This is a genomic window from Streptosporangium lutulentum, assembly GCF_030811455.1.
GTDB classification, from domain to species: domain Bacteria; phylum Actinomycetota; class Actinomycetes; order Streptosporangiales; family Streptosporangiaceae; genus Streptosporangium; species Streptosporangium lutulentum.
Window position 1 is genome coordinate 8,649,976 of the sequence record NZ_JAUSQU010000001.1, and the last position, 24,731, is coordinate 8,674,706.

Below are 24,731 nucleotides of genomic sequence, written 5' to 3' on the forward strand. Positions count from 1 at the left end.
ACGAGCCGGGTGTGGTCGCTCCTGAGCCGACCTGCCGGATGCGCCGCAAGCAGACGTTACGAACCCGGTCGCGCCCGCTCCTCACCCGAGCCGCGCGAACATACGAGCCTCAGGGAGTCGCGTGGAGTTCCGATCGATCGAGCGCGCTCCCGGCGCGTTCCAGCAGCCGGTGACCGCCGGGCAGATCCACGCGATGTGCCGCCGGGCGTTCGGCGCGAGCGTGAGCGCCGTCTCGGCCGTCGAACTGGGCAACGGGATGTACAACAGCACCTACCGCGTCGACCTCGGCTCGGGCCTGCCCGTCATCCTGCGCGTCGCGCCCGAGCCGGCCCGGCAGTTCCGCATCGAGCGGGAGTTGATGCGCAACGAGCACGCGAGCGTGCCGTACCTCGCCCCGATCGCGCCGCTGATGCCGCGCACGCTCGCGATCGACTTCACACACGAGATCATCGGGCGGGACTACCTGTTCCAGACGATGCTCGACGGCGTACCCGCGCCGGACGGCCTCGGCGCCTACCCCCGCCCGGAGTGGGCGTCGTTCTTCCGCCGGATGGGGACGATCGCGCGCGACATCCACGCGGTACGCGGGAGGCGCTTCGGCCCGGTGAACGGCCCGGCGTTCACCACGTGGAGCGAGGCGGTGATCGCGTCCCTGGACGACACCGCGGCCGACCTCGACGACGTCGGTCTCGACGCGACCGACGTGCGGGAGCTCGCCGCGGCCGCGGACCGGCACCGGGCGGTCCTCGACGAGATCACCGAGCCACGGCTGCTCCACGGCGACCTGTGGACCGTCAACGTGATGATCGAGCCCGGCGCGCCGGAGCCCACGATCAGCGGTGTGTTCGACTGCGACCGGACCTCGTGGGGCGACCCGGAGTCCGACTGGACGATCTTCATGGCGGGCAGGCGCCCGGGCACGGAGCGAGACGCGTTCTGGGAGACGTACGGGTCGCGGTCATCCACACCCGGCGCGGCGTGGCGGGCGCTCCTCTACCGGGCCCGGCACCTCGCCGCGGTCCGGCTGGAGAGACACCGGCTGGGAAACTCCGAGGCCGTACCGGACACCTACGACGACCTGCGCGACGTGCTCGCACTCCTGACGGCCTGATCGGCACCGCGGGCCAGGGAGGTCGCCGCCGATCGCCCATGCGGCTCGAAACGAGATCTCCGGTGGGTTTTCAGGCGGGCGGGGCGAGCCGCTCTCCCCGGTCGCGGGCAGGTCGCCGAGCTCGGTCGACACGCGGTCCCGGCCGGCTCGGGCGGGCCGTCAGACGTCGTCGAGTGCGCTCAGCTCGTCGTCGGTGAACAGCCGGGAACGGACCAGGAAGCGCACGCCTTCGGGGGCCTCCACCGAGAAGCCGCTGCCCCGGCCGGGCACCACGTCGATGGTGAGGTGAGTATGCCTCCAGTACTCGAACTGAGACGCCGACATCCACACCGGGATCGGTTCGTCGATCCCGTCCACCCTGAGGTCGCCGAGGTGGACGTCGGCGTTGCCGGTGCGGAACTCTCCCAGCGGATAGCACATCGGGGAGCTGCCGTCGCAGCACCCCCCGGACTGGTGGAACATCAACGGCCCGTGCTGTCCGGTGAGCCGTCGCAGCAGGCCGGCCGCGGCGTCGGTGAGATCCACCCGCTGTCCCGAAGGGTGCTCCTGAACGGACATGATCAGAAGAAACCCTGGGCGTCCTGCGAGTACGACACCAGCAGGTTCTTCGTCTGCTGGTAGTGGTCGAGCATCATCTTGTGGTTCTCGCGGCCCATCCCGGACTGCTTGTACCCGCCGAACGCGGCGTGTGCCGGGTACACGTGGTAGCAGTTGGTCCAGACCCGGCCGGCCTGGATCTCACGGCCGGCGCGGTAGGCGGTGTTGCCGTCGCGCGACCACACCCCCGCGCCCAGCCCGTACAGGGTGTCGTTGGCGATCTTGATCGCGTCGGCGTAGTCGTCGAACCGGGTCACCGACACCACCGGGCCGAAGATCTCCTCCTGGAAGATCCGCATCTTGTTGTGGCCCTCGAACACCGTCGGCCGGATGTAGTACCCGCCGGACAGCTCGCCGCCGAGGTCGGCCCTCTCGCCGCCGGTGAGGATCTTCGCGCCCTCCTTCTGCCCGATGTCGAGGTAGGAGAGGATCTTCTCGAACTGGTCGTTGGAGGCCTGGGCCCCGACCATGGTGTCGGTGTCCAGGGGGTGGCCCTGCTTGATCTTCTCCACCCGGGCGACGGCGTCGGACATGAACGTCGAGTAGATGGACGACTGGACCAGCGCCCGCGACGGGCAGGTGCACACCTCGCCCTGGTTCAGCGCGAACATCGCGAAGCCCTCCTGCGCCTTGTCGTAGAAGGCGTCCCGGGAGTCCGCGACGTCGGCGAAGAAGATGTTGGGGCTCTTGCCGCCCAGTTCGAGGGTGACCGGGATGATGTTCTCGCTGGCGTACTGCATGATCAGCCGCCCGGTGGTGGTCTCCCCGGTGAACGCCACCTTGCGGACCCGGCTGTTCTGGGCCAGGGGCTTGCCGGCCTCCACCCCGAAGCCGTTGACCACGTTCAGCACGCCCGGCGGGACGAGGTCGGCGATCAGGTCCAGCAGCACGTGGATCGAGGCCGGGGTCTGTTCGGCGGGCTTGAGCACCACCGTGTCACCGGCGGCCAGGGCCGGGGCCAGCTTCCAGGTGGCCATCAGGATCGGGAAGTTCCACGGGATGATCTGCGCGACCACGCCGAGGGGCTCGTGGAAGTGGTAGGCCACGGTGTCGGCGTCGAGCTGCGAGATCGAGCCCTCCTGCGCCCGGATGGCACCGGCGAAGTAGCGGAAGTGGTCGACGGCCAGCGGGATGTCCGCGGCGAGGGTCTCCCGGACCGGCTTGCCGTTCTCCCAGGACTCGGCCACCGCGATGGCCTCCAGGTTCTGCTCGATCCTGTCGGCGATCTTGTTCAGCACCTGGGCGCGCTCGGCGGGCGAGGTACGGCCCCACGCGGCCGCGGCGCCCTCCGCGGCGTCCACCGCCCGGTCGACGTCCTCGGCGGTGCCCCGGGCGATCTCGGTGAACGTCCGGCCGGTCACCGGGGTGGGATTCTCGAAGTACTGTCCCTTCGCCGGAGGCACGTACTCGCCGCCGATGAAGTGGTCGTAGCGCGGTTGGAAGGTCACAACACTGCCCGGCTCGCCCGGCGCCGCATACCTTGCCATGTGCCTGCCCCCTATATCATGAATTGACGGTCATTTATCAACGTAGGAAGGCCGACGTTGCAGCATCGTTGCACGGGGGAGCGCCTGAGGGCAGGATCGGCTGTCCGCCTTCGCCGAGGCAGGCGTCGCGCGGCATGCTGAGGTAAGCCCGGTCACCGGCAGTGACGGCCACCCTGACGCGCCCCGTCAGGGCCGCCGCGGAGCGCATCATGGAAGTCCATCCCTCCGAAGCACCGACAGCGGCACCGACAGCGGCCTCGACGGCCCTGAGCCTGTCGTCGGACCCCGTGGCGCAGTTCCACGCGCTGCAACAGGTACACGAGGCCACGCTCGGTGGTGAGAAGGCGCCGGTGTCGCCCCGCTCGGTGATCTCCGAGTCCTGGCGGCGCTCGCTGGCCGCGCACGTGGATCCGGAGGGCTACCGGCCGCCGGTGGTGTACGGATCGGACGAGGTGGCCGACGTCCGATCGGCTCATCCGCTGCGCGCCGTACTGCCGCTGCTGCGCGACCTGCTGGTCGGCATCGCGGACGAGTCGCGGCACGTCATGATCGTCACCGACGCGGAGGGCACCATCCTCTGGCGCGAGGGGCCGCGTGACATCTGCCTGCGCGCCGACCCGGTCGGGTTGTGCGAGGGCGCCCGCTGGACCGAGGACGCCATCGGGACCAACGCGATGGGCACCGCCCTCGCGATCAACGCCCCGGTGCAGATCTACTCCGCCGAGCACCTCGTACGGACCTACCACACCTGGACCTGCGCGGCGGCGCCCATCCATGACCCCGACACCGGGGACCTGCTCGGCTCGGTCGACGTCAGCGGGCTGCTCCAGGCGCTGCATCCCGCGGTGGTCTGCCTGGTCAACGCCACCGCACAGCTCGCCGAGAGTCACCTGCGCGGGCAGATGGAGCTGAGCGACGAGCGGTTGCGGACCAGGAACATGCCGCACCTGGCCGGGCTGCGCGGTGAGACGGGCGCGCTGCTGACCCCGACCGGGCGGATCATCGCCGCCGAGCCGCACGGCCGGTGGCCCGAGCGGATCAGGATCCGGCCCGGCGATGATCGAGTCCTGCTCGACGACGGCCGTGAGGCGCTGGTCGAGCCGCTGGCCGAGGGATACCTGATCCGCCTTCCCCGCTCGGCGCGGACGGCCCCGCACCGGCCCAGGCTGTCGCTGTCGTTCCTCGGAGACCGGCCGGTGGCGGTGCTGGACGGCCGGGAGCTGCCGCTGACCCTGCGCTGGGCCGAGCTGCTCGCCCTGCTCGCCCTGAATCCCGCCGGGCTGACCGCCGAGCAGCTCGCGCTGCGGCTCTACGGGGACGACGGCAACCCCGCGACGGTGCGGGCCGAGATCCACCGGCTCCGGACCCAGCTCGGCGACGAGGGCCTGCGGGCCAAGCCCTACCGGTTGCGGGCCGAGGTCGAGGCCGACTTCCTCACCGCGCGGGCCGCGCTGAGCTCGGGTGACGTGCGCGCCGCGGCGGCGGCCTGCCACGCGCGGCTGCTCGCCGACTCGGAGGCGCCCGCCATCCGGGCGGAGCGCTACCACCTGGTCGCGGCCCTGCGATCGGCCGTCCTCGACCACCGCGACCTCGACGCCCTGTGGACGTTCGCACAGAGCGAGCCCGGCAACGACGATGTGGAGGTGTTCGAACGCCTCGTCGAGGAGCTGCCCGCGCACGACCCCCGGCGGCCGGTCGCCGCAGCCAGGCTCGCGTGGCTGCTCACCGAGGACGACGAATAGGCGCCGCACGTAAAAGCGATATGGGTGAATTGCAAAATTCACATTAAAAATGAGCGCTACGTTATTGCAACGTGACGTTTCTTAGCATTTACCGCATCTCGGCACCGCGATAACCGTTCGAGCGTCCGGCTCAAGGCGGTGGCGACTCCGGTGACACCGAGCCCGCAGGGCTCGTGATGGAGAAGGCAGGTGCAAGCCGATGAGCCCCTCAGAGCTGGATCCGCAGCGCGATTACCCGTTGGCGTCCCACCGTCCAGAGCTGCTTCGGACCCCGACCGGCAAGCGTCTCGACGAGATCACCATGGAGGCCGTCCTGGCCGGCGAGGTGGCGGCCGAGGACCTCCGCATCGCGCCGGAGACGCTGCGGCTGCAGGCGCAGATCGCGGACTCCGTCGGCAGGCCGCAACTCGGGCAGAACTTCCGCAGGGCCGCCGAGCTGACCGCGTTGCCGGACGAGAAGGTGCTGGGCTTCTACAACGCGCTGCGGCCCCGCGCCTCCACGAAACAGCAGCTGACCGCGATCGCGGACGAACTGGAGCGCGACTACTCCGCCACGCTGTGCGCGCGGCTGATCAGGGAGGCCGCCGACGTCTACGAGCGCCGGGGCATCCTCGCGAACTGAGCACGCCACGCATCCGCCGGTGACGTACGGGCCGAACCCGCCACGCGATCCGCCGGCACCAGAGGCATCAGGAAGGTGAGACCGGAGATGAGCATCAAGCGCGCGGCACGTCCCCAACCGCCGGCGGCCCCCCAGCGGGCCGGCCGTCGGACGCCGGTGACCCCCAAGCGGTCCAAGCGGACGGAGATCCTGGAGAACCGCCCGGTCAACCTCGACGGCTTCGTCGAGGAGTGGCCCGAGGTCGGCATGGTCGCGATGGACAGCCCGTACGACCCGCGGCCGAGCGTGCGGGTGGAGAACGGGACCATCGTGGAGATGGACGGCAGGGACCGGGCGGATTTCGACTTCCTCGACCAGTTCATCGCCGACCACGCGATCGACGCCGAGGCCACCGAGCGGGCGATGGCCCTCTCGGCGACCGAGATCGCGCACCTGCTGCTGGATCCGAGGGTGTCGCGCGCCGAGGTGCTGGCGGTGTCGTCCGGCCTGACGCCGGCCAAGCTGCTCGACGTCGTCAAGACCATGAACGTGGTCGAGATGATGATGGCGCTGCAGAAGATGCGGGCCCGGCGCACCCCGGCCAACCAGGGGCACTCCACGAGCGCGCGGGACAACCCGGTCCAGGTGGCCGCGGACGCCGCCGAGGCAGGGCTGCGCGGGTTCCGCGAGCTGGAGACCACCCTCGGCATCGTGCGATACGCCCCGCTGGTGGCCATCGCGCTGCAGGTCGGCGCCCAGGCGGGGAAGCCCGGCGTGCTCACCCAGTGCGCGCTGGAGGAGGCCACCGAGCTGGAACTGGGCATGCGCGGCATCACCGCCTACGCGGAGACGATCTCGGTCTACGGCACCGAGCAGGTCTTCTGTGACGGTGACGACACCCCGTGGTCGAAGGCGTTCCTCGCCTCCGCCTACGCGTCCCGGGGGATCAAGATGCGCTTCACCTCGGGCACCGGCTCCGAGGTGCAGATGGGCAACGCCGAGGGCAGGTCGATGCTGTATCTGGAGATCCGGTGCATCCTGGTCGCCAAGGGGGCCGGGGTCCAGGGTCTGCAGAACGGCTCGATCAGCTGCATCGGCGTGCCCGGCGCGGTGCCGGCCGGAATCCGCGCCGTGCTGGCCGAGAACCTCATCGCCAGCACCGTCGACCTGGAGTGCGCCTCCGGCAACGACCAGTCCTTCTCGCACTCCGACATGCGCCGCACCGCGCGGATGATGCCCCAGCTGCTGCCCGGCACCGACTTCATCTGCTCGGGCTACTCCGCCGTGCCGAACTACGACAACATGTTCGCCGGTTCCAACATGGATCCCGAGGACTACGACGACTGGAACACCCTCCAGCGGGACCTGCAGGTCGACGGCGCGCTCCGGCACGTCCCCGAGGCGGAGATCCTCGCCGCCCGCAACCGGGCCGCGCGGGCGCTGCAGGGCGTGTTCGCCCACCTCGACCTGGCGCCGATCACCGACAGGGAGATCGAGGCGGTCACCTACTCCCACGGGAGCAAGGAGCTGCCGCCCCGCGACGTGCTGGAGGACCTGAAGTCGGCGCAGGCGGTGATGGACCGGGGCGTCACCGGGCTCGACATCGTCAAGGGGCTGGAGGCCGGCGGCTTCCCGGACGTGGCCGAGGCGCTGCTGGGCGTGCTGAGGCAGCGCGTCTCCGGCGACCTGCTGCACACCTCGGCGATCCTGACCCCCGAGCTGACGACGCTCTCGGCCGTCAACGACGCCAACGACTACGCGGGCCCGGGAAGCGGATACCGCCCGAGCGGCGAGCGGTGGGAGGAGATGAAGCGGCTGCGGCACGTCGTCAGCGCCCGCAACCCGGAACAGGAGGTCGGCGGCGCCTCCCCGGCGGTCGTCGCCGAAGCGGCGGGTGCGACCGGCGGGCGCACGCTGCACCTGGGGGAGAAGGGCCCGGCCCGGCCGGGGCGCCGCTCCGACGAGGTGGTCATCGGCGTCTCGCCGGCGTTCGGCGACTTCTTCTCCAAGACCATCGTCGACGTCCCGCACGCCGAGGTGCTGCGCGAGCTGCTGGCCGGGGTGGAGGAGCAGGGCGTGCACGCCCGCGTCATCCGGCTCCGCTCCAGCGCCGACCTCGCGGTCATCGCCCACACCGCGGCCAGGCTCTCCGGATCGGGCATCGGGATCGGCATCCTCTCGCGCGGCACCACCATGATCCATCAGAAGGACCTGGTCCGCCTGTCCAACCTGGAGCTGTTCCCGCAGGCACCGCTGATGGACCTGGAGACCTTCCGCAAGATCGGCCGCAACGCGGCCCGGTACGCCAAGGGCGAGTCGCCGGAGCCCGTGCCCTCGCGCAACGACTACATGGCCCGCCCGCGCTGGCAGGCCAAGGCCGCGCTGCTGCACATCAAGGAGACCGAGTTCGTACGGTCCGGCGCCGAGCCGGTGGAGCTCGAAGTCCTGATCCGCATGGCAGACGCCGTCTGAGGCCGGGGAAGACCATGACCCTGGTGGCGGGGGTGGACATCGGCAACTCGACCACGGAGGCGTGCGTCACGGACGTCGGCGAGGACGGGAAGGTCACCTACCTTTCCGGTGCCCTGGGCAGGACCTCGGGTGTGAAGGGCACCACGGAGAACGTCTCGGGGGTCGTCGAGATCGTGCGCCTGGCCCTGGCCAGAGCCGGGCGTGATCCGGCCGAACTCCAGACGGTGCTGGTCAACGAGGCGACCCCCGTGATCAGCGGACTGGCCATGGAGACGATCACCGAGACGATCATCACGGAGTCCACGATGATCGGGCACAACCCGGACACCCCGGGCGGCGTCGGGCTGGGGGTCGGCACCACCGTGGCCTTCCCTGAGCTGCCGGGCTGCGCCGCCGGGAGCGCGGTGATCTGCGTGGTCGGCCCCGGGGTCGACTTCGAGGACGCCGCGGCGGGGATCAACGGCGCCACCGCGCGCGGGGTCCGGGTCGCCGGGGTGGTCGTGCACGCCGACGACGCCACCCTGATCGCCAACCGGCTGGGCGAGCCGGTGCCGGTGGTCGACGAGGTCACGCTGGTGGACAGGGTGCCGCTGGGCATGCAGGCCGCCGTCGAGGTCGCGGAGCAGGGCCGTACCATCCGGACCCTGTCCAACCCCTACGGGATCGCCACGGTGTTCGAGCTCGACCCCGAGCAGACCCGCATGATCGCACCGGTGGCGCGGGCGCTGGTGGGCAACCGTTCGGCCGTTGTGGTGCGCACCCCGGCCGGGGACATCACCGACCGCAGGATCCCCGCGGGCACCCTCACCCTGATCGGCGAGAAGAGCAAGCGGTCGGTCGAGATGGACGCCGGGGCCGAGGAGATCATGGAGACCCTGCAACGGGTGCGGCCCCTGGCCGACGCCACCGGCGAGCCCGGCACGCACGTCGGCGGGATGCTCGCCCGCGTCCGCGACACCATGTCCGAGCTGACCGCGATGCCGGTCGACACCGTGCGCATCCAGGATGTGCTCGCCGTGGACACCTTCGTGCCGCAGCGGATCACCGGCGGCCTGGCGGGAGAGTTCGCGCTGGAGAACGCGGTCGCGCTGGCCGCGATGGTCCGTACCAGCAGGGGACCGATGGAACTGCTCGCCGCCCGGCTGCGAACGGCCCTCGACGCGGAGGTGCTGATCGGCGGGGTCGAGGCCGACATGGCGCTGCTGGGCGCGCTCACCACCCCGGGCACCGACAGGCCCGTGACGATCCTCGACCTCGGAGGCGGATCCACCGACGCGGCGGTGTCCACCGAGGGCGCCGAGGTGCACTCGGTGCACCTGGCCGGTGCGGGCGACCTGGTCACCAACCTGATCGACTCCGAGCTCGGGCTGAAGAACCTGGAACTCGCCGAAGAGATCAAGAGGTTCCCGCTGGCGAAGGCGGAGAGCTTCTTCCACGTCCGCATGGAGGACGGCACCGTCCGCTTCTTCGACAGGCCCCTGCCCGCCGACGCCTTCGCCCGCGTCGTCGTGCTCACCGACGCCGGCATGCACCCGATCCCCACCCGGCACGGCGTGGAGAGGATCCGCGAGGTACGAAGATCCGCCAAGCGCCGGGTCTTCGTGGTCAACGCGCTCCGCGCGCTCGAACAGGTGGTCCCGGGAGGCAACATCCGGCGCACGGGTTTTGTGGTGGTCCTGGGCGGTTCCGCGCTGGACTTCGAGATCCCCGACATGATCGCGGAGGCCGTCGCGGAGTTCGGGATCGTCAGCGGGACCGGCAACGTGCGCGGCTCCGAGGGGCCGCGCAACGCCGTGGCCACCGGCCTGGTCGTCAACTACGCGTCGGCGCGGGCGGCCGGGGCCGCGACGGGAGGTTGATCATGCACCACGCGCCCGTCGACGACCGGCGCTCCGATCGCGCGGGGCGAGACCGGCCCGCCGTGACGGTGCTTCACCGCCCGGATCCCGGAACCCGGCGTCTCCTGCGTGAGATCACCGCCGGCATGGAGGAGGAGGGCGTGCCGTACCGGGTCGAGGAGGCGGCGGACGGCGGTGACGGTGCGCGGGAGCTGGCCCTGGCCGCGGCCCAGGCCTCCACCCTCGACGTCGGGATAGGGGTGGACGCCGCGGGGTACATCTGTGTGCACCACGCCAAGCTGCCGCCGGACGCGCCCGCGGCGGCGGGCCCGCCCTCAAGTGCCCGCACCATGGGACACAACGCGGCCCGGCTGGTCGTCGGCATCCCGTTCAAGCAGCAGGAGGGCCCTTCCCATGCCTGATCGCATCGCCACGACCCGATGGACCGGTGAGCTCGCCACCGGATCGGGAACGGTCACCCTCGTCTCCTCCGGGGCGGGCCGGTTCGCTTTCTCGCTGCCCTCCAGAGCCGGCGAACCGAACGGCCAGACCAGCCCGGAGGAACTGGTCGCCGCGGCACATTCCGCCTGCTACAGCATGCAGCTCTCGGCGCTGCTCACCGCGGCCGGTACGCCCCCGGAACGGATCGACACCACGGCGACGGTCTCCCAGAACCAGCGCGGCGAGGCCTATCTGATCACTGAGATCCGGCTGGTCGTACGGGCCGCCGTCCCGGGCGCCGACGAGGAGGGCTTCCGCCGGGCGGCCATGAGGGCCAAGGACACCTGCCCCGTCTCCGTGGCACTCAGCGCCACGGAGATCACTTTGGACGCCGAGCTGGAGGCGGCGCCCACCTAGGAACGTGACGGCACCCGCGATCTCGTCGATCGGTGGGGCGGACGTCGTCCGCGACCGTGTCGACCGGTGAGGGGAGACCTCGTCCGCGACCGTGTCGATCGACGGGAGGGGGCCCCGTCCGGGACCGTACCGATCATCGAAGGGAGACACCATCATGCCCGTACGATTCGGCCTCGCCGAGGCCCGCACCGTGCTGGACGCCGCGCTGGACAAGGCGGACGAGATCGGCCAGCCCATGAACGTCGCCGTGGTCGACGGCGGCGGGCACCTGCTGGCGTTCGCGCGCCAGGACGGGGCGATCCTCGCCAGCATCGACATCGCCACGCGCAAGGCCCGCACCGCCGTGCTGATGGCGATGACCACCGAACAGCTCGGGACCGCCGCGGCGCCCGGTGGCTCGCTCTACGGCATCGAGGTGACCAACGGGGGCCTGGTGATCTTCGGCGGAGGCATCCCGCTGGTCGAGGCGGACGGTGAGGTCGTCGGTGCGGTCGGGGTGAGCGCGGGGACGGTGGAGCAGGACATCACGGTCGCCCAGGCGGGGGTGGACGCCTTCGGCAAGCACGCCGGATAGCCGCCGCGCGACGGGCTTTCCGGGGCCGGGGAGCCGGGCTCTCCACGGCGCACCGGCGCGTCGCGGCGGTCGAGAACCTTCCGGTGGTCCGCGGTGTACGGAGGGTGGGTGGGATCGGGACGGATCCGCCGCGGACAGGGAGATCCCATGCGTGAACACGTTGTGCCGGCCTCCATCGCGCTCATGGCCGCCGTCGTCCTGGCCGCCTGCGGCACCGAGGCGGCCGTCCGGCCCGGCGGGCGCCCATCGTCGGACCCGGCCGTCGCGCCCCGCATCCCCTCGGCGCCGGAGCTGCCGGGCCAGGCCGCCTTCGTGTCCTTCGCCGACGAGCGCAACGGGTTCGTGATCATGGTCGACTGCACGGGTGAGGAGACGGGGGAGGGGCGCCGCTGCCGCCAGCGGGTGGCGGTCCTGGAAGGCGGAAGGTGGTGGCTCCGGCGATCGCCCCTGCCGGAGGTGACCGGTGGCGAGGGCATCACCGCGGACGTCTTCGCGCTGGGCCCCGGCCGGGCGTCGATCACCGAGGGCACGGGCGTCCGGCCGGACCGCACCTGGTACACCGATGACGGCGCCAGAACCTGGCGGCCCGGCACGACCGAGGTCTCCGGCACCGTACAGGCCATCCCGGAGGCGGCCCCGCTCTCCTCGGACTGCCTGCGGATCGCGGAGGGAGCGTGCGCCCGCACCCGGCTCGTCGTGACGATGCCGGACAGCGGGGAGCGCAGGGAGCTGGCCACGCAGCCGCCGCTGGAGGGGGTGGTGTCCCCGGCGGGCTCGTCGCGCGACGGCGGGCAGTGGGTCTCGGGCCTGGACCCGGGGAGCGGGACGCCGGCGGTCGCCGTCTCGCACGACCGGGGGCGCACGTGGCGGACGCACCGGCTGCCCGGCCCGAAACTGGAGAACACCTGGGGATTCCGGGTCGTCGACGGACGGGATGCCCTCTACGCGGCCGAGTTCGGACAGCTTCCCGCCGAGGAACAGGTCAAGAACGGCCTCGGGGCGATCCACCGGAGCACGGACGGAGGCCGCACCTGGGAGCGCGTCTGGGCGTTCCGCTCCGGGCACGAGCCCCGCTCGATGCTCGCCGACCCCGTGGCCGCCGCGGACGGCAGCCTGACGATCTACGGCGAGAGCGGTGTCCACCGCAGCGACGACGGCGGCCGCAGCTTCCGCGAGATCGCCGACGGCGGCCTGCTCGGGGCGGCGAGCCGGACGGAGATCGGCTATCTCTGGAGCCACGGCGGGGAGCAGGGCCGGTACGGGGTCTCCGCCGACGGTGTCCGCTGGCACACCTTCACCCTCGGGTCGTGACGGCCGGCGGCACCGTGATCAACGTGCCGTCCGGCCGGCGGTTCCGCGGCGGCCAGGCCGGCCCCGGCGGCCGTGACATCCACGGGCGCGGTGATCGCATCCAAGCGGTGATCGCTTCTAAGCGGTGATCGCGCCCATGCGGTGATCGGCGGCCGGTCGCCCAGGAGGCCGCGCCCGGGTTGGCACGACCCGAACGAGGCTTCTATGCTCATGCAATTAATGCATGAGCATGGGAGTGGTTTCGTGGATTTCCTTTTCCTGCTGGGCAGCACGCGCCGGAACGGCAACACCGAGGCACTGGCGCGGCAGGCCGCGGCGCATCTCCCCGCGGAGGTGAACCAGAGCTGGCTGCGGCTGAGCGATCTTCCACTGCCGGTGTTCGGCGACATCCGCCACCAGGGGGACGGAAGCTATCCACAGCCGGTGGACAACGAGCGTGTCCTGCTGGAGGCGACCCTCAGGGCGAGTGATCTGGTGATCGCGTCACCGCTCTACTGGTACAGCGTGTCGGCGAGTACCAAGACCTACCTCGACCACTGGTCGGCGTGGCTTCGGGTGCCGGGGGCCGACTTCAAGAACCGGATGCGGGGGAAGACCATGTGGGCGATCACCGCGCACACCTCGGAGGACGCCACCCGGGTGGAGCCCCTGCTCGGCACGCTGCGATTGACCGCCGACTACATGGGCATGCGATGGGGCGGAGAACTCCTCGGATACGGAAACCGTCCGGGACAGGTGCTCGAAGACGCCGATGCCCTGGCCCGCGCGCAGACCCTGTTCACATCCCGGTCAGTGCGGGCGTGACCCGGGAGATCCGCCTTCGAGGGTGGCGGCGCGTCCGATACCGCAGGTCGCCGCACATCCAGATGATCGCTGGCCCGAGTCCCTCCAGGACTTCTCCCATCGGGGGTCTTGCGGACCGAGGGTACGACAGACCCCCTTTCGGGCGGTGCCGCACCGCCGTCCCCGTCCTACCCTGGACACCGTGAACGCATCCTCATCCGGCGCCGAGGGCAACGCGGAGCTCCGTGAGTTCCTGCGCTCACGCCGGGCCCGCATCACCCCGGAGGAAGCCGGACTGCCGTCGCAGCCGGGTTCCCGCCGGGTGCCGGGCCTGCGCCGGGAGGAGGTCGCCCAGCTCGCCGGGGTGAGCATGGACTACTACGTCCGCCTGGAGCGAGGCCGCAACGGCAACGTCTCCGAGGCGGTGCTGGACGCCGTCGCCCGCGCCCTGCGGCTGAACGACACGGAGCGCGGCCACCTGTTCGCCCTGGCCAAGCCCGTCCGCACCAAGCCCCGGCCGATGCCGCCGCAGCGGGTGCGGCCCGGGCTCCGCCGCGTGCTGGAGACCCTGAGCGACACCCCGGCCCTGGTCATCGGCCATCGCCTGGACGTCCTGGCCACCAATCGCCTGGCCCGCGTCCTGTACACCGACTTCGACGCGCTGCCGCACCGCGAGCGCAACATGGCCCGCTATCTCTTCCTCGACGAGGCCGCCCGCGAGCTGTACGTCGACTGGGAGGGGGCCGCCCGCGGCACCGTCGCCTCCCTGCGCCTGTACGCCGGGCGTCACCCCCACGACCTCCGGCTCGCCGAGCTGGTCGGCGAGCTCTCCCTGCGCGACACGGACTTCCGCCGCTGGTGGGCCGACCACAACGTCCTCCGCCGCACCCACGGCACCAAGAGTTACCACCACCCCCTGGTCGGCGGCCTCGTCCTGGACTACGAGGCGTTCGCCCCCTCCGGCGACCCCGAACAGCTCCTCGGCATCTACACCGCCGAACCCGGCTCCCCGTCCGAGCACGCCCTGCGCCTGCTGGCCAGCTGGACCAGCGAACCCGCCACCGGGGTGGCGGCGCGCCCGGATCGAGGCTGACGCCGGACGTAACGGAAGATCGGGCTATTCGCCGGTGACGCCGTCGATCCGCTCGCGCAGCAGGTCGGCGTGGCCGTTGTGCCGGGCGTACTCCTCGATCATGTGGACGAGGATCCAGCGGTGGGAGCAGTCCTGCCCGTGGCGCTGCCGCTTTCCGACGGCGTCCAGCGGCACCTCGGCCGAGAGCCTGCGGGCGTGCTCGATCTCGGCCTGCCAGGTGGCGAAGGCCTCCTCGGCGGAGGCGGTGTCCACGTCGTTGAACTCGGCGTCGGGATCGTCGGTTTTGTAGAGGAGGGGAACGTCCTCGGCGTTGAGCACGCGGCGGAACCAGGCGCGCTCCACATGCGCCATGTGGCGGACCAGGCCGAGCAGCGACAGGGTCGACGGCGGCACGGGGCGTTCGCGGAGCTGCTTCTCCGAGAGCCCCGCGCACTTGACGGCCAGGGTCTCGCGGTGCCAGTCGAGCCAGTTGTTCAGCATGGCGCGCTCGTCACCGAGGAAGGGGGGAGGCACGCGGTTATCGGTCATAGGGCACGATCCTTCCACCCGCGAGGCGGCGTCCGGCCGCGGCCTCGGCGCGCCGGCTCCGCCTCGCGATCCCCGAGAGCGAACGGTTCGGTCGCGGCGAGCCCGCCGCGACCCGACCGGGTGATCCGGGCCGGTGAAAAACGGCTTTCCGGGTGGGCGGACGATGTGCCATGGTTTGCCGATGTCCGCATCCCGTGGTGACGTCCTGCGCTGGCAGTTCGACCTGACCTGGTCGCTGCTGGAACTCCATCTGCCGCGGCTCGAACAGGAGGACTTCCTGTGGGAGCCCGCGGCCCACTACTGGACGGTGCGTCCGGGCGACGGCGGGTGGGTGCCCGACTGGGAGGAGACCGAGCTCGATCCCATTCCGGTTCCCACGATCGGATGGGTCACCTGGCACATAGGCTGGTGGTGGAGTGTGACCATCGACCACGCGCAAGGACGGACGCCGCGGGAGCGGGAAGAGATCAGATGGCCCGGTGACGGGAAGGCGACCGTCGAGTGGTTGCGCGGCCTTCGCGTGGAGTGGCTGGAGGTGCTGGAACGGCTCACCGAGGCCGACCTGGACGCCACCGCGCCCTTCCCATGGCAGGACAGCCCCGAGCTGACCGTCGCCCACATGATCGGCTGGGTGAACGCCGAACTGATGAAGAACACCGCCGAGCTCGGCCAGCTCCGCTTGCTGCGCGCGGCCTCCGCCGGGTGAGACGGGATCGACGGGATCACAGCCGTGACCCCGTCGGAAGGTGAGCGGCGGGCAGGGGCTCCGAAACCCACGCCACCGGCGTCGACCAGGGCGCGGCACTCCCCGCCCCTGGTCGACGCCTCAGGTTCAGGAGCCCGGAACGCGGATGCCCGCGACGATCCTGTCCAGCTCACCGGCCAGTTCGGGACTGACCTTGACGTGAACGGCGACGCCCGGGGCCACCCAGAAGGCTCCCCGCCGGCCGTTCGGGTCGGTGGTCCATATCCCCACGGGCGCTCTTCCCACCGGGGCGGACTGCCGCTTCTCCCCCAGCAAGAACTCGTCGAGCCACTGGCTGGTGTGCAGGACCCCACCCCGGGCCACGGTGACCTCAACGTCGCCTCGACTGCTCGACCAGCGATCGATCGTCGCGCTCCATCCGCTGCCGAACCGCATGTTGCTCCCGGGCGTCGTTCGCTGAGAACCGGGGGGCAGGTAGGTGACGCCGACTCCGTCGACCGGTTCGCCGGGTACGGTCGCCGGTTCGGCGGGAACGATGCCGTCCACGATCCTGTCCAGTTCGGGGGCCAGGGGCCGGCTGACGGCCAGGAGGTACCCGAGCCCCTGCTTCTCCACCCACAGGCGCACGTGCGCCTGACGCTGGTCGGGGTCGTCCAGCGTGGCACTGTATCCAGGTTTCCCCCGGACCTTCTCCGGGGTGCCGCCGGACAGCCGCTGATGGGTTCCGGCCCAGGCGAGCAGCGTCTGCGAGTCCTCGGCGTCCGCTCCGCGCACGGCCAGCAGCCGCATCGAGACGTCGTTCCCGCTCCACCGCATCTGGGTCCAGGAACCGTTGGCGGAGGCGGGCCCGTCCAGGTGCAGGCCGGCGGGGAGGTAGGTGAGGAGCAGGCCCTCGAAGGCACCGCCGGTGCGGCCCTCGGGTTCGAGGCCGTCGGCGACGGCCCGGAGGTCGCTCCGGTGCCGGGTGCCCACGGTGACGCGCAGGACCAGGTCCGGCCGCTCCACCCAGACCAGGTCGTCGTCCGCGAGTGTGGTGAGCCCCGGGCGCCCGCGAACCAGGGCGCCTCCTCGCAGCGCGCCGGAGGACTCCTTGAGCCTGGCCAGCATGACCTCGGGATCTCCGAGCTCCAGGACCGGGGGACGGTAGACCGTGACGAGGACCTCGTCGTCTCCCGAGCCCCAGGTCGCCCTGGTCCCCGGAAGGCCCCCGTCGCGGACCTTCTCCTGTTCGGGCGTGCCGAGGCCGGAGGGGAGGTATCCGACCTGGACGCCGTCGACGACGGCCGGCGGGGTGGGAGCGGCCACATCGCTCGCCTGCCCTCCCAGATAGGCGGGTACGGCCACCGCCACGGCCGCGATCGCGGCGGCCACGGCCAGTGCCGTCAGGTGGGATCTCCTGCGCCGGCGCGCGCGCCGCGTCACCTGGTGGGCGAGGTCGGGCGGGGCGCCCAGGGCGGAGGTCTCCTCGATCATCGCCTGCCGGAGTTCGCTCTCAAGGTTCGACATGGGGCAACGCCTCCTCAAGGAGATCGGCGCCGATCAGGGCGCGCAGACGGGCCAGGGCCTTGGACGTCTGGCTTTTGACCGTTCCGACGGAGCAGCCCAGGATCCCGGCGGCCTGGGCCTCGGTCAGGTCCTCGAAGAAGCGCAGGACCAGGACCGCCCGCTGGCGAGGCGTCAGGGCGCGCAGACCGATCATCAGGATCTGGCGGAGTTCGACGCCGGCCAGGGTGTCGGGCGCCGGGGTGTCGGGTGGCGCGTGGGTGGAAAGGATCTGCAGGATCGCCTGGCGGCGGGCCCGGCTGATCGCGGTGTTGACGATGATGCGGCGGACGTAGGGCTCGGGGTCGCTGCCCTCGCGCAGGCGGCCCCAGTTGCGATAGGCCTTCTCCAGCGCGCTCTGCAGGACGTCCTCGGCCTCGTCGCGAGACCGGCACGTGAGGTGAGCGATCCGGAACAGGCTGGTTCCCCGTGCCGCGACGAATTCGGTGAACTCCTGATGGCTGCTCACGCGGCTGTCTCCGGTCTCATACCCGTCCATACGCCCGGCCCCGGCAAAGGGTTGCCGGTATCACGTCCCGCGCCCGGAAAGCGGACCGCCGGTATCGCGTCCCGCGCCCGGAAAGCGGACCGCCGGTATCGCGTCCCACGCCCGGAGAGCGGACCATCGGTATCGCGTCCCGCGCCCGGAGAGCGGGCCGCCGTGGCACCGCTCACCCACCGCGTCCGCCCCTTCGGGAGCGCCCGGTGAGGTGGCGAGGCCGCAGGTGGGTACGTAGGGGAAGAAGATCTCATACGTGCCTGACCGGGGGAGGGCCGATGCTGGGATTGCCTGACGGGGTTCGCGGGTGCCTGTTCGACATGGACGGGGTGCTCACCCGCACCGCGACGGTGCACGCCGCCGCGTGGAAGTCGGCGTTCGACGAGTTCCTGCGGGGATGGGCCGGCCGGACGGGAAACCCGTTCGTGCCGTTCGACGCGGTGGCCGACTACGACCGCTACGTCGACGGGAAGAAGCGGCTGGACGGGACGAGGAGCTTCCTGGCCGCGCGTGGCATCACCCTGCCCGAGGGGTCGCCGGACGATCCGCCCGACGCGCTGACCCTGCACGGGGTGAGCAACCGGAAGAACACGCTCGTACAGGCGATCCTGGACAGGGACGGCGTGGAGGTGTTCCCGGGCTCGGTCCGGTACGTCCAGGCCGTCCGGGACGCGGGGTTGCACAGGGCCGTCGTGTCGTCGAGCGCCAACACGGCGAAGGTCCTCGCCGCCGCGGGGCTCGCCGAGCTCTTCGAGGCGCGGGTCGACGGCGTGGTGGCCCAGCGGCGGGATCTCGCGGGCAAGCCCGCACCGGACATGTATCTCGCGGGGGCCGAGGCGCTCGGGCTCAAGCCCTCCGAGGCGGCGGTGTTCGAGGACGCGCTGGCGGGGGTGGCGGCCGGCCGCGCGGGGAGGTTCGCCTTTGTCGTCGGCGTCGACCGGGCCGGGCAGGCGGACGCGCTGCGCGAACACGGTGCGGACGTCGTGGTCAACGACCTCGCCGAGCTGCTGGAGCCTCGATGATCTTTAATCCGCCGGTCGTCGTCGACGACCTCGCCGAGCCGTTGGAGGCATGATGATCCGTCATCCCGCCTTCACCGTCGACCCCTGGGCCGTGCGGGAGCACAGCCTCAACCTGGACGTGCTGGCGCAGACCGAATCGGTGTTCGCGCTGTCCAACGGGCACATCGGCCTGCGCGGCAACCTCGACGAGGGCGAGCCGTACGGGCAGCCGGGAACCTACCTCAACTCGGTGTACGAACTGAGGCCGCTGCCGTACGCCGAGGCGGGCTACGGGTATCCCGAGTCAGGGCAGACGGTGGTCAACGTCACCAACGGCAAGCTGATCCGGTTGCTGGTCGACGACGAGCCGTTCGACGTGCGGTACGGCACGCTGCACGAGCACGAGCGGGTCCTCGACCTGCGCGCAGGGACCCTGACCCGCCGGGCGCACTGGAGCTCTCCGACCGGAGGCGAGGTGCGGGTCACCTCCACGCGGCTGGTGTCCTTCACCCACCGCGCGGTGGCCGCGATCCAGTACGAGGTCGAGGCCGTCGGCCGGCCGCGGGGCGTGGTCGTGCAGTCCGAACTCGTCGCCAACGAGACCATGGAGTACGCCGGCGACGACCCGCGCGCGGCCGCCGTTCTGGAGTCGCCGCTGGTTCTGGAGGAGAACGTCTCGACGAAGGACGGAATGGCGATCATGATCCATTCCACCCGGGCCAGCCACCTGCGGGTGGCTGCCGCCATGCGCCACGAGATCGACGGTCCCGAAGGGACGCGGGTCGTGACCGAAGGCTTCGGCGACGTCGGCCGGGTGACCATCGCCACGCGGCTGAAACCCGGCCAGAAGCTGCGGATGGTCAAGTTCTTCTCGTACGGCTGGTCGGCCAAGCGGTCCCGGCCCGCCATGCACGACCAGGTCGTCGCCGCGCTGGCGGCCGCCCAGCTGGTCGGCTGGGAGGGGCTCCGCGCCGACCAGCGGGAGTATCTCGACGAGTTCTGGGCCGGCGCCGACGTGGAGGTCGAGGGCGACGCCGAAGTACAGCAGGCCGTCCGCTTCGGACTGTTCCACGTGCTGCAGTCGGCCGCGCGGCTGGAGGATCGCCCCATTCCCGGTAAGGGGCTGACCGGGTCGGGCTACGACGGACACGCCTTCTGGGACACCGAGATCTTCGTGCTGCCGGTGCTCACCTACACCCACCCCAGGGCCGCCGCCGCCGCGCTGTCGTGGCGGAAGTCGATCCTTCCGATGGCGGAGGACCGGGCCGTCCAGCTCGGGCTGCGCGGGGCCGCCTTCCCCTGGCGGACCATCAACGGTGAGGAGTGCTCCGGCTACTGGCCCGCCGGAACCGCGGCGTTCCACGTCAACGCCGACATCGCCGACGCGGTCACCCGTTACGTCGACGCCACCGAGGACACCCGGTTCGAGTGCGAGATCGGCCTGCCGCTGCTCGTCGCGACGGCCAGGCTGTGGTGCGCTCTCGGCCACTACGACGCCGACGGACGGTATCGCATCGATGGGGTCACCGGCCCCGACGAGTACAGCGCCGTCGCCGACAACAACGTCTACACCAACCTGATGGCCCAGCAGAACCTTCGCGAGGCGGCCGAGGCCGTCACCCGCCACCTCGACCGGGCGGAGGGGCTCGAAGTGACCTTGGAAGAGGCCGCCACGTGGCGTAACGCGGCCACCGCGATGTTCGTCCCCTACGACGAGCGGCTCGGCGTGCATCCCCAGAGCGAGGGGTTCACCGAGCACGCGGTCTGGGACTTCGCCGCCACCAAGCCGGACCAGTACCCCCTGATGCTGCACTTCGCCTACTTCGACCTCTACCGCAGGCAGGTGGTCAAGCAGGCCGACCTCGTGCTGGCCATGCACCTGCGCGGTGACGCGTTCACGCCCGAGCAGAAGGCCCGCGACTTCGCCTACTACGAGGCGCTGACCGTCCGCGACTCGTCGCTGTCCGCGTGCACCCAGGCGGTGCTCGCCGCCGAGGTGGGGCAGCTCGACCTCGCCTACGCCTACCTCGGGGAGGCGGCGCTGATAGACCTGGACGACCTGGAGAAGAACACCGTCGACGGGGTCCACATGGCGTCGCTGGCCGGGACGTGGATCGCGCTGGTGGCCGGATTCGGTGGGATGCGCGCCGGTCGGGGGCAGATGTCCTTCTCCCCCAGACTGCCCTCGGGCCTCACGCGGCTGGCCTTCGGGATGCGGTACCACGGTCGCCTGCTACGGGTCGGCGTCACGCCACGCGCGGCGACCTACCGGCTCCTGGAGGGCTCGCCCCTCACGCTGACCCACTACGGCGAGGAGTTCACGATCGTCGAAAAACCGGTCACCCGCCGGATCCCCAAGGCGTCGGTGCCCACGTTGAGGATCCGCCAGCCACCCGGCCGCGAGATCACCCCTCGCCGCCCGAACCGATAGGGAAGACCACGGCGGGTCGCCGCGGACGGTCAGGGGCCGGTGAGGCGGCGGTCGCCGCGGGTGGTGACCACGAACACCTGCCAGTTGTAGTAGGCGTAGTAGTTCCTGATGTCCTGCTTGATCTGGCGGGCGTGGAGCAGCACCGCGTTGACGTAGGCCTGGGAGTGGTTGTAGGCGTACAGCGCGCGCCGGTAGTCGCGCGGCGCCCCCGAGGCGTGCAGGTAGTTGGCCGCGGCGAGCATGGCGTCGCGGGTGTCGTGGACGTCGCCGCCCATCCCGTAGGCGTCCCACGTTCCCGGCATGAACTGCATGGGCCCCTGGGCGCCGGTGTGGCTCGGTGACCTCACGCGGCCGAACTTGGTCTCGACGAACATCACCGCCGCCAGCACCTCCCACTCGACGCCGAACCGGCGTTCGGCATGCCGGAAGTGGCCGAGCAGGACGTCCGCGGGTTTGGGCGGCTGGACGCGGAACTTCGCCGACCCGCTGATGGGGTGGACGAGGGAGCGCAGATCCCGGGTGGCCGTCACGTTGTCCTTCGCCTGCCCGGCCAGGGCCTTGGGCAGCTTGGCGTAGGTGCGCGAGGCGACCTGCGGATTGCGGGCGAGGTAGCGGTAGATGCGCTGCTGGTGCAGGGCCAGCAGCACCACGGGCTCGGGGGGTTGCCCCTTGGCGGGGTTCCCGTCGCGGATCCAGGCGTCGGTGGCGCGCCGGAGCTCCGCGGTGGTGCCGATCAGGGAGCGGGCCAGCTGGGACGGATCCTTGGGGATCGCCGCGTCCGGGGCGGGCAGGGCGGGCTCCTGGCGGAGGGGCTCCTTCGCCGGCGACGTCGCCGACTGCTCCGGAGCCGATCGCGTCGCCGTCTGGCTGGGGGCGGCGGGTGAGGCGACGCCTTGTGGGGCGGCGCCCTGTGAGGCGGCGCCCTGTGAGGCGGCACAGCCGGAGATCGCGAGGGCCAGGCCGACGAGCGAGGCGGCCATCGGCCTCGCGCGCGACCGGTCCGTGCGCGGGCCCGGCGGCCCGCCACCCGGGGCGTCCTGCTGCGGAGGTGTCGCCGGACCGCTCGGCCGCCTGCCCCGCTCCGGCCGAGCGACCCCCGTGCGCTGATCCTTCATCGGCCCCAACGTACCCCGGACGGCCGCCTCCCCGGCGGTTTTCCCCGGGGACACGGCGGGTCCGCCGTACCGGTTCCGGAATCCGGCCGGCTCGTCCCAGTCGGGCCCGTGGAACACGCGGTCCTCGGACGTCGGCCGCGTTCGCCCGCACCGCCCACCCGGTGCCGCGTCGCCGCCGACGGCACGGACCCGGGCGAGGACCGTCGGGCGGGTGCCCGGACGTGGGCTCAGACCGTGATGACGACCTTTCCCGGGACGTGTCCCTCCTCCTGGTATCCGACGGCCGCCGGGATCTCCTCGAACGGGTAACAGCGGTCGATGATCGGGGTGATCTTTCCGTCCTCGATCAGCGCGGTCAGCGTCATCAGGTTCCGCTTGTTCTCCGTGCATCGGACCACGTCCGCCATGACCATTCTCTGGGACACGAACGGCGACACCGCGAGCGCCGAGAACGCGTGAGCGGCGGGTTGCAGCCATCGGCCGGCCGGCCCGCCGATGACGACGTAGGTCCCCTTGGGGGTCAGCACCCGACGGCACGCCGACGCCGAGTGGCCTCCCGCGTTGTCCAGCAGGAGGTCGTAGCGCCGTCCACTCCGGGTGAAGTCCTCCTTGGTGTAGTCGATGACCTCGTCCGCGCCGGCGGATCGGACCAGGTCCGTGTTCCGCGTGCTGCACACGCCGGTGACCTGCGCGCCGAACGCCCGGGCGAGCTGCACGGCGAACGTTCCCACGCCTCCCGAGGCGCCGTTGACGAGGACCTTCTGTCCCGGCTGAACTCGCCCCTGGTCGCGCAGAGCCAGCAGGGCGGTGTTGGCCGCCATCGGGACCGCCGCCGCCTGCTCGAACGACAGGTTCTTCGGTTTCGGCGCCAGTTCGCTTTCCCGGACGCATACGTACTGGGCGAAGCCGCCCCGCTTGGGCATCGCGAACACCTCGTCGCCGGGGCGGAACTCCGTCACGTCCTTCCCGACGGCCTCGACCTGTCCCGCCACGTCGGCGCCCAGGATGTCGATCTTCGGTTTGCGCAGCCCGACGCCGCCGCCCATCAGGCGCGCGATGTACGGCTCGCCTCTCATGTGGTGCCAGTCGTAGGGCTGGACGGAGGTCGCGCGCACCCGGACCAGCACCTCGTCGTCGCCGGGCACGGGCTTGTCGATGTCGGTGAGCTCCAAGACGTCGGGTGAACCGAACGAGCGCAGGACGAACGCCTTCATCGCACTCTCCTCATCCGTCCGAAGATCCGGTCAGTGGATACATGGGTCTCCCCGCTTCCTCGCGGAGCGCACTCCGCATTCGTACGTTGTAAGTCGTACCTTGTAAGGTAATCGTACGGCGTAAGGCGGTCAATAGAGTCGTTCGCGGTCACAGCCGGGCGACCTTCGCCGGAGCGTCGTCCACACCCGGCTCACCTCGGCGATCCCGGTGACCGGGCGATCGGGGAGTGTCACGCGGGGTTTCTTCAGCCGGTCGATTCCCACGCCGAACAGGGCCGTCGACCCTGGTGACGGCCGAGAGCGCGGGGGATCAGACGGTTTCGCGCATCCTGTCGAGACCGTCGAGGATCAGATCGAGCCCGAACTCGAACTCGGTCTGGTCGTCGCACCAGCCCAGTGTGGAGTCGGGATCGTCGTGGGCGACCTCCGCCAGCATGCCGACGAGATGGGGAAGCCGGTCGGCCATGCTCTCAAGCGCCGCGGGGTCCTGGTCACCGGTTCCGTCGCCCGGATCGAACAGCTCCTGGGTGAACCCCAGGGCCCGGCTCCCCAGGGCGTGCAGCGCGTGGTGGGCCAGGTCGTACGAAAAGCCGCCGTCTCTCATGAGCCCGACCAGGGCGTCGAAGTACTGCACGATGGCCGGACTCGTGGTGGCGCGGCTCGGCAGGACGCCGGGCGCCCAGGGGTGGCGAAGGAGGACCGCGCGGGCGGACAGGATCCTCTGACGCATGGCCTTTTTCCAGTCGGCGCCCTTGGAGGGCACGTCGATCCGGTCGACGACGTCGTTGATCTCCTCGGCGATGACATCGACGATGCCGTCCAGGACCTTGTCCTTGTTGGCCACGTGGTAGTAGAGCGACATCGCCTCGGCCCCGAGCACCTCCGCGAGACGACGCATCGTGAGCGACTCGATGCCGCCTTCGTCCGCGACGTCGACCGCGGCCCGCAGGACCCGCTCTCTGCTCAACGGGATTCGGGGCTCGGTCCTTGGTTCGTTCTGGGCGGCCACCTGTATCAACCCTCCTCCGTACGTGATCGTACAAGGTGAGCCTGTGTCCGGAACCGTCGGCGTGGCTGGGCCGCAACAGGTCTCACCTGCTGTCTCTCCTACCTCGGCCTTTCTCAGGTCAGATCTTCACGGGAGAGGGGGAGAGCCGAATCGCGGCGCTCGGCGGCGGTGTGCCGGATGGGATCGCGAACGTGTCTTGTTGCTCGTACGAGCAGTCGA

22 protein-coding genes are annotated in these 24,731 nt (G+C 71.1%); 14 read left to right on the forward strand and 8 right to left on the reverse strand.

Annotated elements, in window-relative coordinates; all coding sequences use genetic code 11:
* The first annotated feature begins 121 nt into the window (after nt 1-121).
* Nucleotides 122-1,111 carry a phosphotransferase family protein gene (locus J2853_RS39050; protein ID WP_307566238.1) on the forward strand — a complete coding sequence of 330 codons (990 nt, stop codon included), beginning with the start codon at nt 122-124 and terminating at the stop codon, nt 1,109-1,111.
* A gap of 159 nt (nt 1,112-1,270) precedes the next feature.
* Here J2853_RS39050 and J2853_RS39055 read toward each other — a convergent pair whose 3' ends face one another.
* The gene (locus J2853_RS39055; protein WP_307566239.1) at nt 1,271-1,669 is read right to left on the reverse strand and encodes a DUF779 domain-containing protein; all 399 of its coding nucleotides are present in this window, start codon (nt 1,667-1,669) and stop codon (nt 1,271-1,273) included.
* 2 nt (nt 1,670-1,671) lie between these two features.
* Complete coding sequence (exaC, locus tag J2853_RS39060; RefSeq protein ID WP_307566240.1) at nt 1,672-3,195, reverse strand: acetaldehyde dehydrogenase ExaC; 1,524 nt, start codon at nt 3,193-3,195, stop codon at nt 1,672-1,674.
* Between the two features lie 209 nt (nt 3,196-3,404).
* On the opposite strand from exaC, the gene J2853_RS39065 reads away from it, so the two are divergent.
* The 10 genes from J2853_RS39065 (at nt 3,405) to J2853_RS39110 (ending at nt 14,467) form a co-directional block, all read left to right on the forward strand.
* On the forward strand, nt 3,405-4,937 hold the full coding sequence (locus tag J2853_RS39065) for a sigma-54-dependent transcriptional regulator family protein (protein ID WP_307566241.1): 1,533 nt from the start codon (nt 3,405-3,407) through the stop codon (nt 4,935-4,937).
* 199 nt (nt 4,938-5,136) lie between these two features.
* Nucleotides 5,137-5,559, forward strand: a complete 423-nt coding sequence (locus J2853_RS39070; RefSeq protein WP_307566242.1) for a diol dehydratase small subunit — start codon at nt 5,137-5,139, stop codon at nt 5,557-5,559.
* Between the two features lie 87 nt (nt 5,560-5,646).
* Entirely contained in the window at nt 5,647-8,010 is a 2,364-nt protein-coding gene (locus J2853_RS39075; RefSeq protein ID WP_307566243.1) for a propanediol/glycerol family dehydratase large subunit, read from the forward strand.
* 14 nt (nt 8,011-8,024) lie between these two features.
* Entirely contained in the window at nt 8,025-9,869 is a 1,845-nt protein-coding gene (locus J2853_RS39080) for a diol dehydratase reactivase subunit alpha (protein WP_307566244.1), read from the forward strand.
* 2 nt (nt 9,870-9,871) lie between these two features.
* Nucleotides 9,872-10,270 carry a glycerol dehydratase reactivase beta/small subunit family protein gene (locus tag J2853_RS39085; protein ID WP_307566245.1) on the forward strand — a complete coding sequence of 133 codons (399 nt, stop codon included), beginning with the start codon at nt 9,872-9,874 and terminating at the stop codon, nt 10,268-10,270.
* Nucleotides 10,263-10,706: an OsmC family peroxiredoxin gene (locus J2853_RS39090; RefSeq protein ID WP_307566246.1), complete on the forward strand. Its 444-nt coding sequence runs from the start codon at nt 10,263-10,265 to the stop codon at nt 10,704-10,706. The genes J2853_RS39085 and J2853_RS39090 overlap by 8 nt, the downstream gene beginning before the upstream one ends.
* Before the next feature lie 154 nt (nt 10,707-10,860).
* Entirely contained in the window at nt 10,861-11,280 is a 420-nt protein-coding gene (locus J2853_RS39095) for a GlcG/HbpS family heme-binding protein (protein WP_307566247.1), read from the forward strand.
* Nucleotides 11,281-11,427: 147 nt separating this feature from the next.
* Nucleotides 11,428-12,591, forward strand: coding sequence for a WD40/YVTN/BNR-like repeat-containing protein (locus J2853_RS39100; protein WP_307566248.1), 1,164 nt, complete (start codon nt 11,428-11,430; stop codon nt 12,589-12,591).
* Between the two features lie 243 nt (nt 12,592-12,834).
* Entirely contained in the window at nt 12,835-13,395 is a 561-nt protein-coding gene (locus J2853_RS39105; protein ID WP_307566249.1) for a flavodoxin family protein, read from the forward strand.
* Between the two features lie 181 nt (nt 13,396-13,576).
* Nucleotides 13,577-14,467, forward strand: a complete 891-nt coding sequence (locus J2853_RS39110) for a helix-turn-helix transcriptional regulator (protein ID WP_307566250.1) — start codon at nt 13,577-13,579, stop codon at nt 14,465-14,467.
* A gap of 24 nt (nt 14,468-14,491) precedes the next feature.
* Here the strand turns inward: J2853_RS39110 and J2853_RS39115 are convergent, their stop codons facing one another.
* Nucleotides 14,492-14,995: a DinB family protein gene (locus tag J2853_RS39115; RefSeq protein ID WP_307566251.1), complete on the reverse strand. Its 504-nt coding sequence runs from the start codon at nt 14,993-14,995 to the stop codon at nt 14,492-14,494.
* 181 nt (nt 14,996-15,176) lie between these two features.
* Here J2853_RS39115 and J2853_RS39120 point away from each other — a divergent pair, with 181 nt between their 5' ends.
* Nucleotides 15,177-15,701, forward strand: coding sequence for a DinB family protein (locus J2853_RS39120; RefSeq protein ID WP_307566252.1), 525 nt, complete (start codon nt 15,177-15,179; stop codon nt 15,699-15,701).
* A gap of 126 nt (nt 15,702-15,827) precedes the next feature.
* On the opposite strand, the gene J2853_RS39125 is transcribed toward J2853_RS39120, so the two are convergent.
* Nucleotides 15,828-17,207: a hypothetical protein gene (locus J2853_RS39125; RefSeq protein WP_307566253.1), complete on the reverse strand. Its 1,380-nt coding sequence runs from the start codon at nt 17,205-17,207 to the stop codon at nt 15,828-15,830.
* Nucleotides 17,194-17,712, reverse strand: coding sequence for a SigE family RNA polymerase sigma factor (locus J2853_RS39130; protein WP_307566254.1), 519 nt, complete (start codon nt 17,710-17,712; stop codon nt 17,194-17,196). The genes J2853_RS39125 and J2853_RS39130 overlap by 14 nt, the downstream gene beginning before the upstream one ends.
* Nucleotides 17,713-18,020: 308 nt before the next feature.
* Here J2853_RS39130 and J2853_RS39135 point away from each other — a divergent pair, with 308 nt between their 5' ends.
* A complete protein-coding gene (locus J2853_RS39135; protein ID WP_307566256.1) occupies nt 18,021-18,764 on the forward strand; it encodes an HAD family hydrolase in 744 nt (247 codons plus the stop codon).
* Between the two features lie 52 nt (nt 18,765-18,816).
* Entirely contained in the window at nt 18,817-21,174 is a 2,358-nt protein-coding gene (locus J2853_RS39140; protein ID WP_307566257.1) for a glycoside hydrolase family 65 protein, read from the forward strand.
* Nucleotides 21,175-21,203: 29 nt separating this feature from the next.
* Here the strand turns inward: J2853_RS39140 and J2853_RS39145 are convergent, their stop codons facing one another.
* From J2853_RS39145 to J2853_RS39155, 3 genes are all read right to left on the reverse strand, one after another.
* Entirely contained in the window at nt 21,204-22,289 is a 1,086-nt protein-coding gene (locus tag J2853_RS39145; RefSeq protein WP_307566258.1) for a lytic transglycosylase domain-containing protein, read from the reverse strand.
* A gap of 227 nt (nt 22,290-22,516) precedes the next feature.
* Nucleotides 22,517-23,503, reverse strand: coding sequence for an NAD(P)-dependent alcohol dehydrogenase (locus tag J2853_RS39150; RefSeq protein WP_307566259.1), 987 nt, complete (start codon nt 23,501-23,503; stop codon nt 22,517-22,519).
* 310 nt (nt 23,504-23,813) lie between these two features.
* Nucleotides 23,814-24,512, reverse strand: coding sequence for a TetR/AcrR family transcriptional regulator C-terminal domain-containing protein (locus J2853_RS39155; RefSeq protein ID WP_307566261.1), 699 nt, complete (start codon nt 24,510-24,512; stop codon nt 23,814-23,816).
* Between the last annotated feature and the right edge of the window lie 219 nt (nt 24,513-24,731).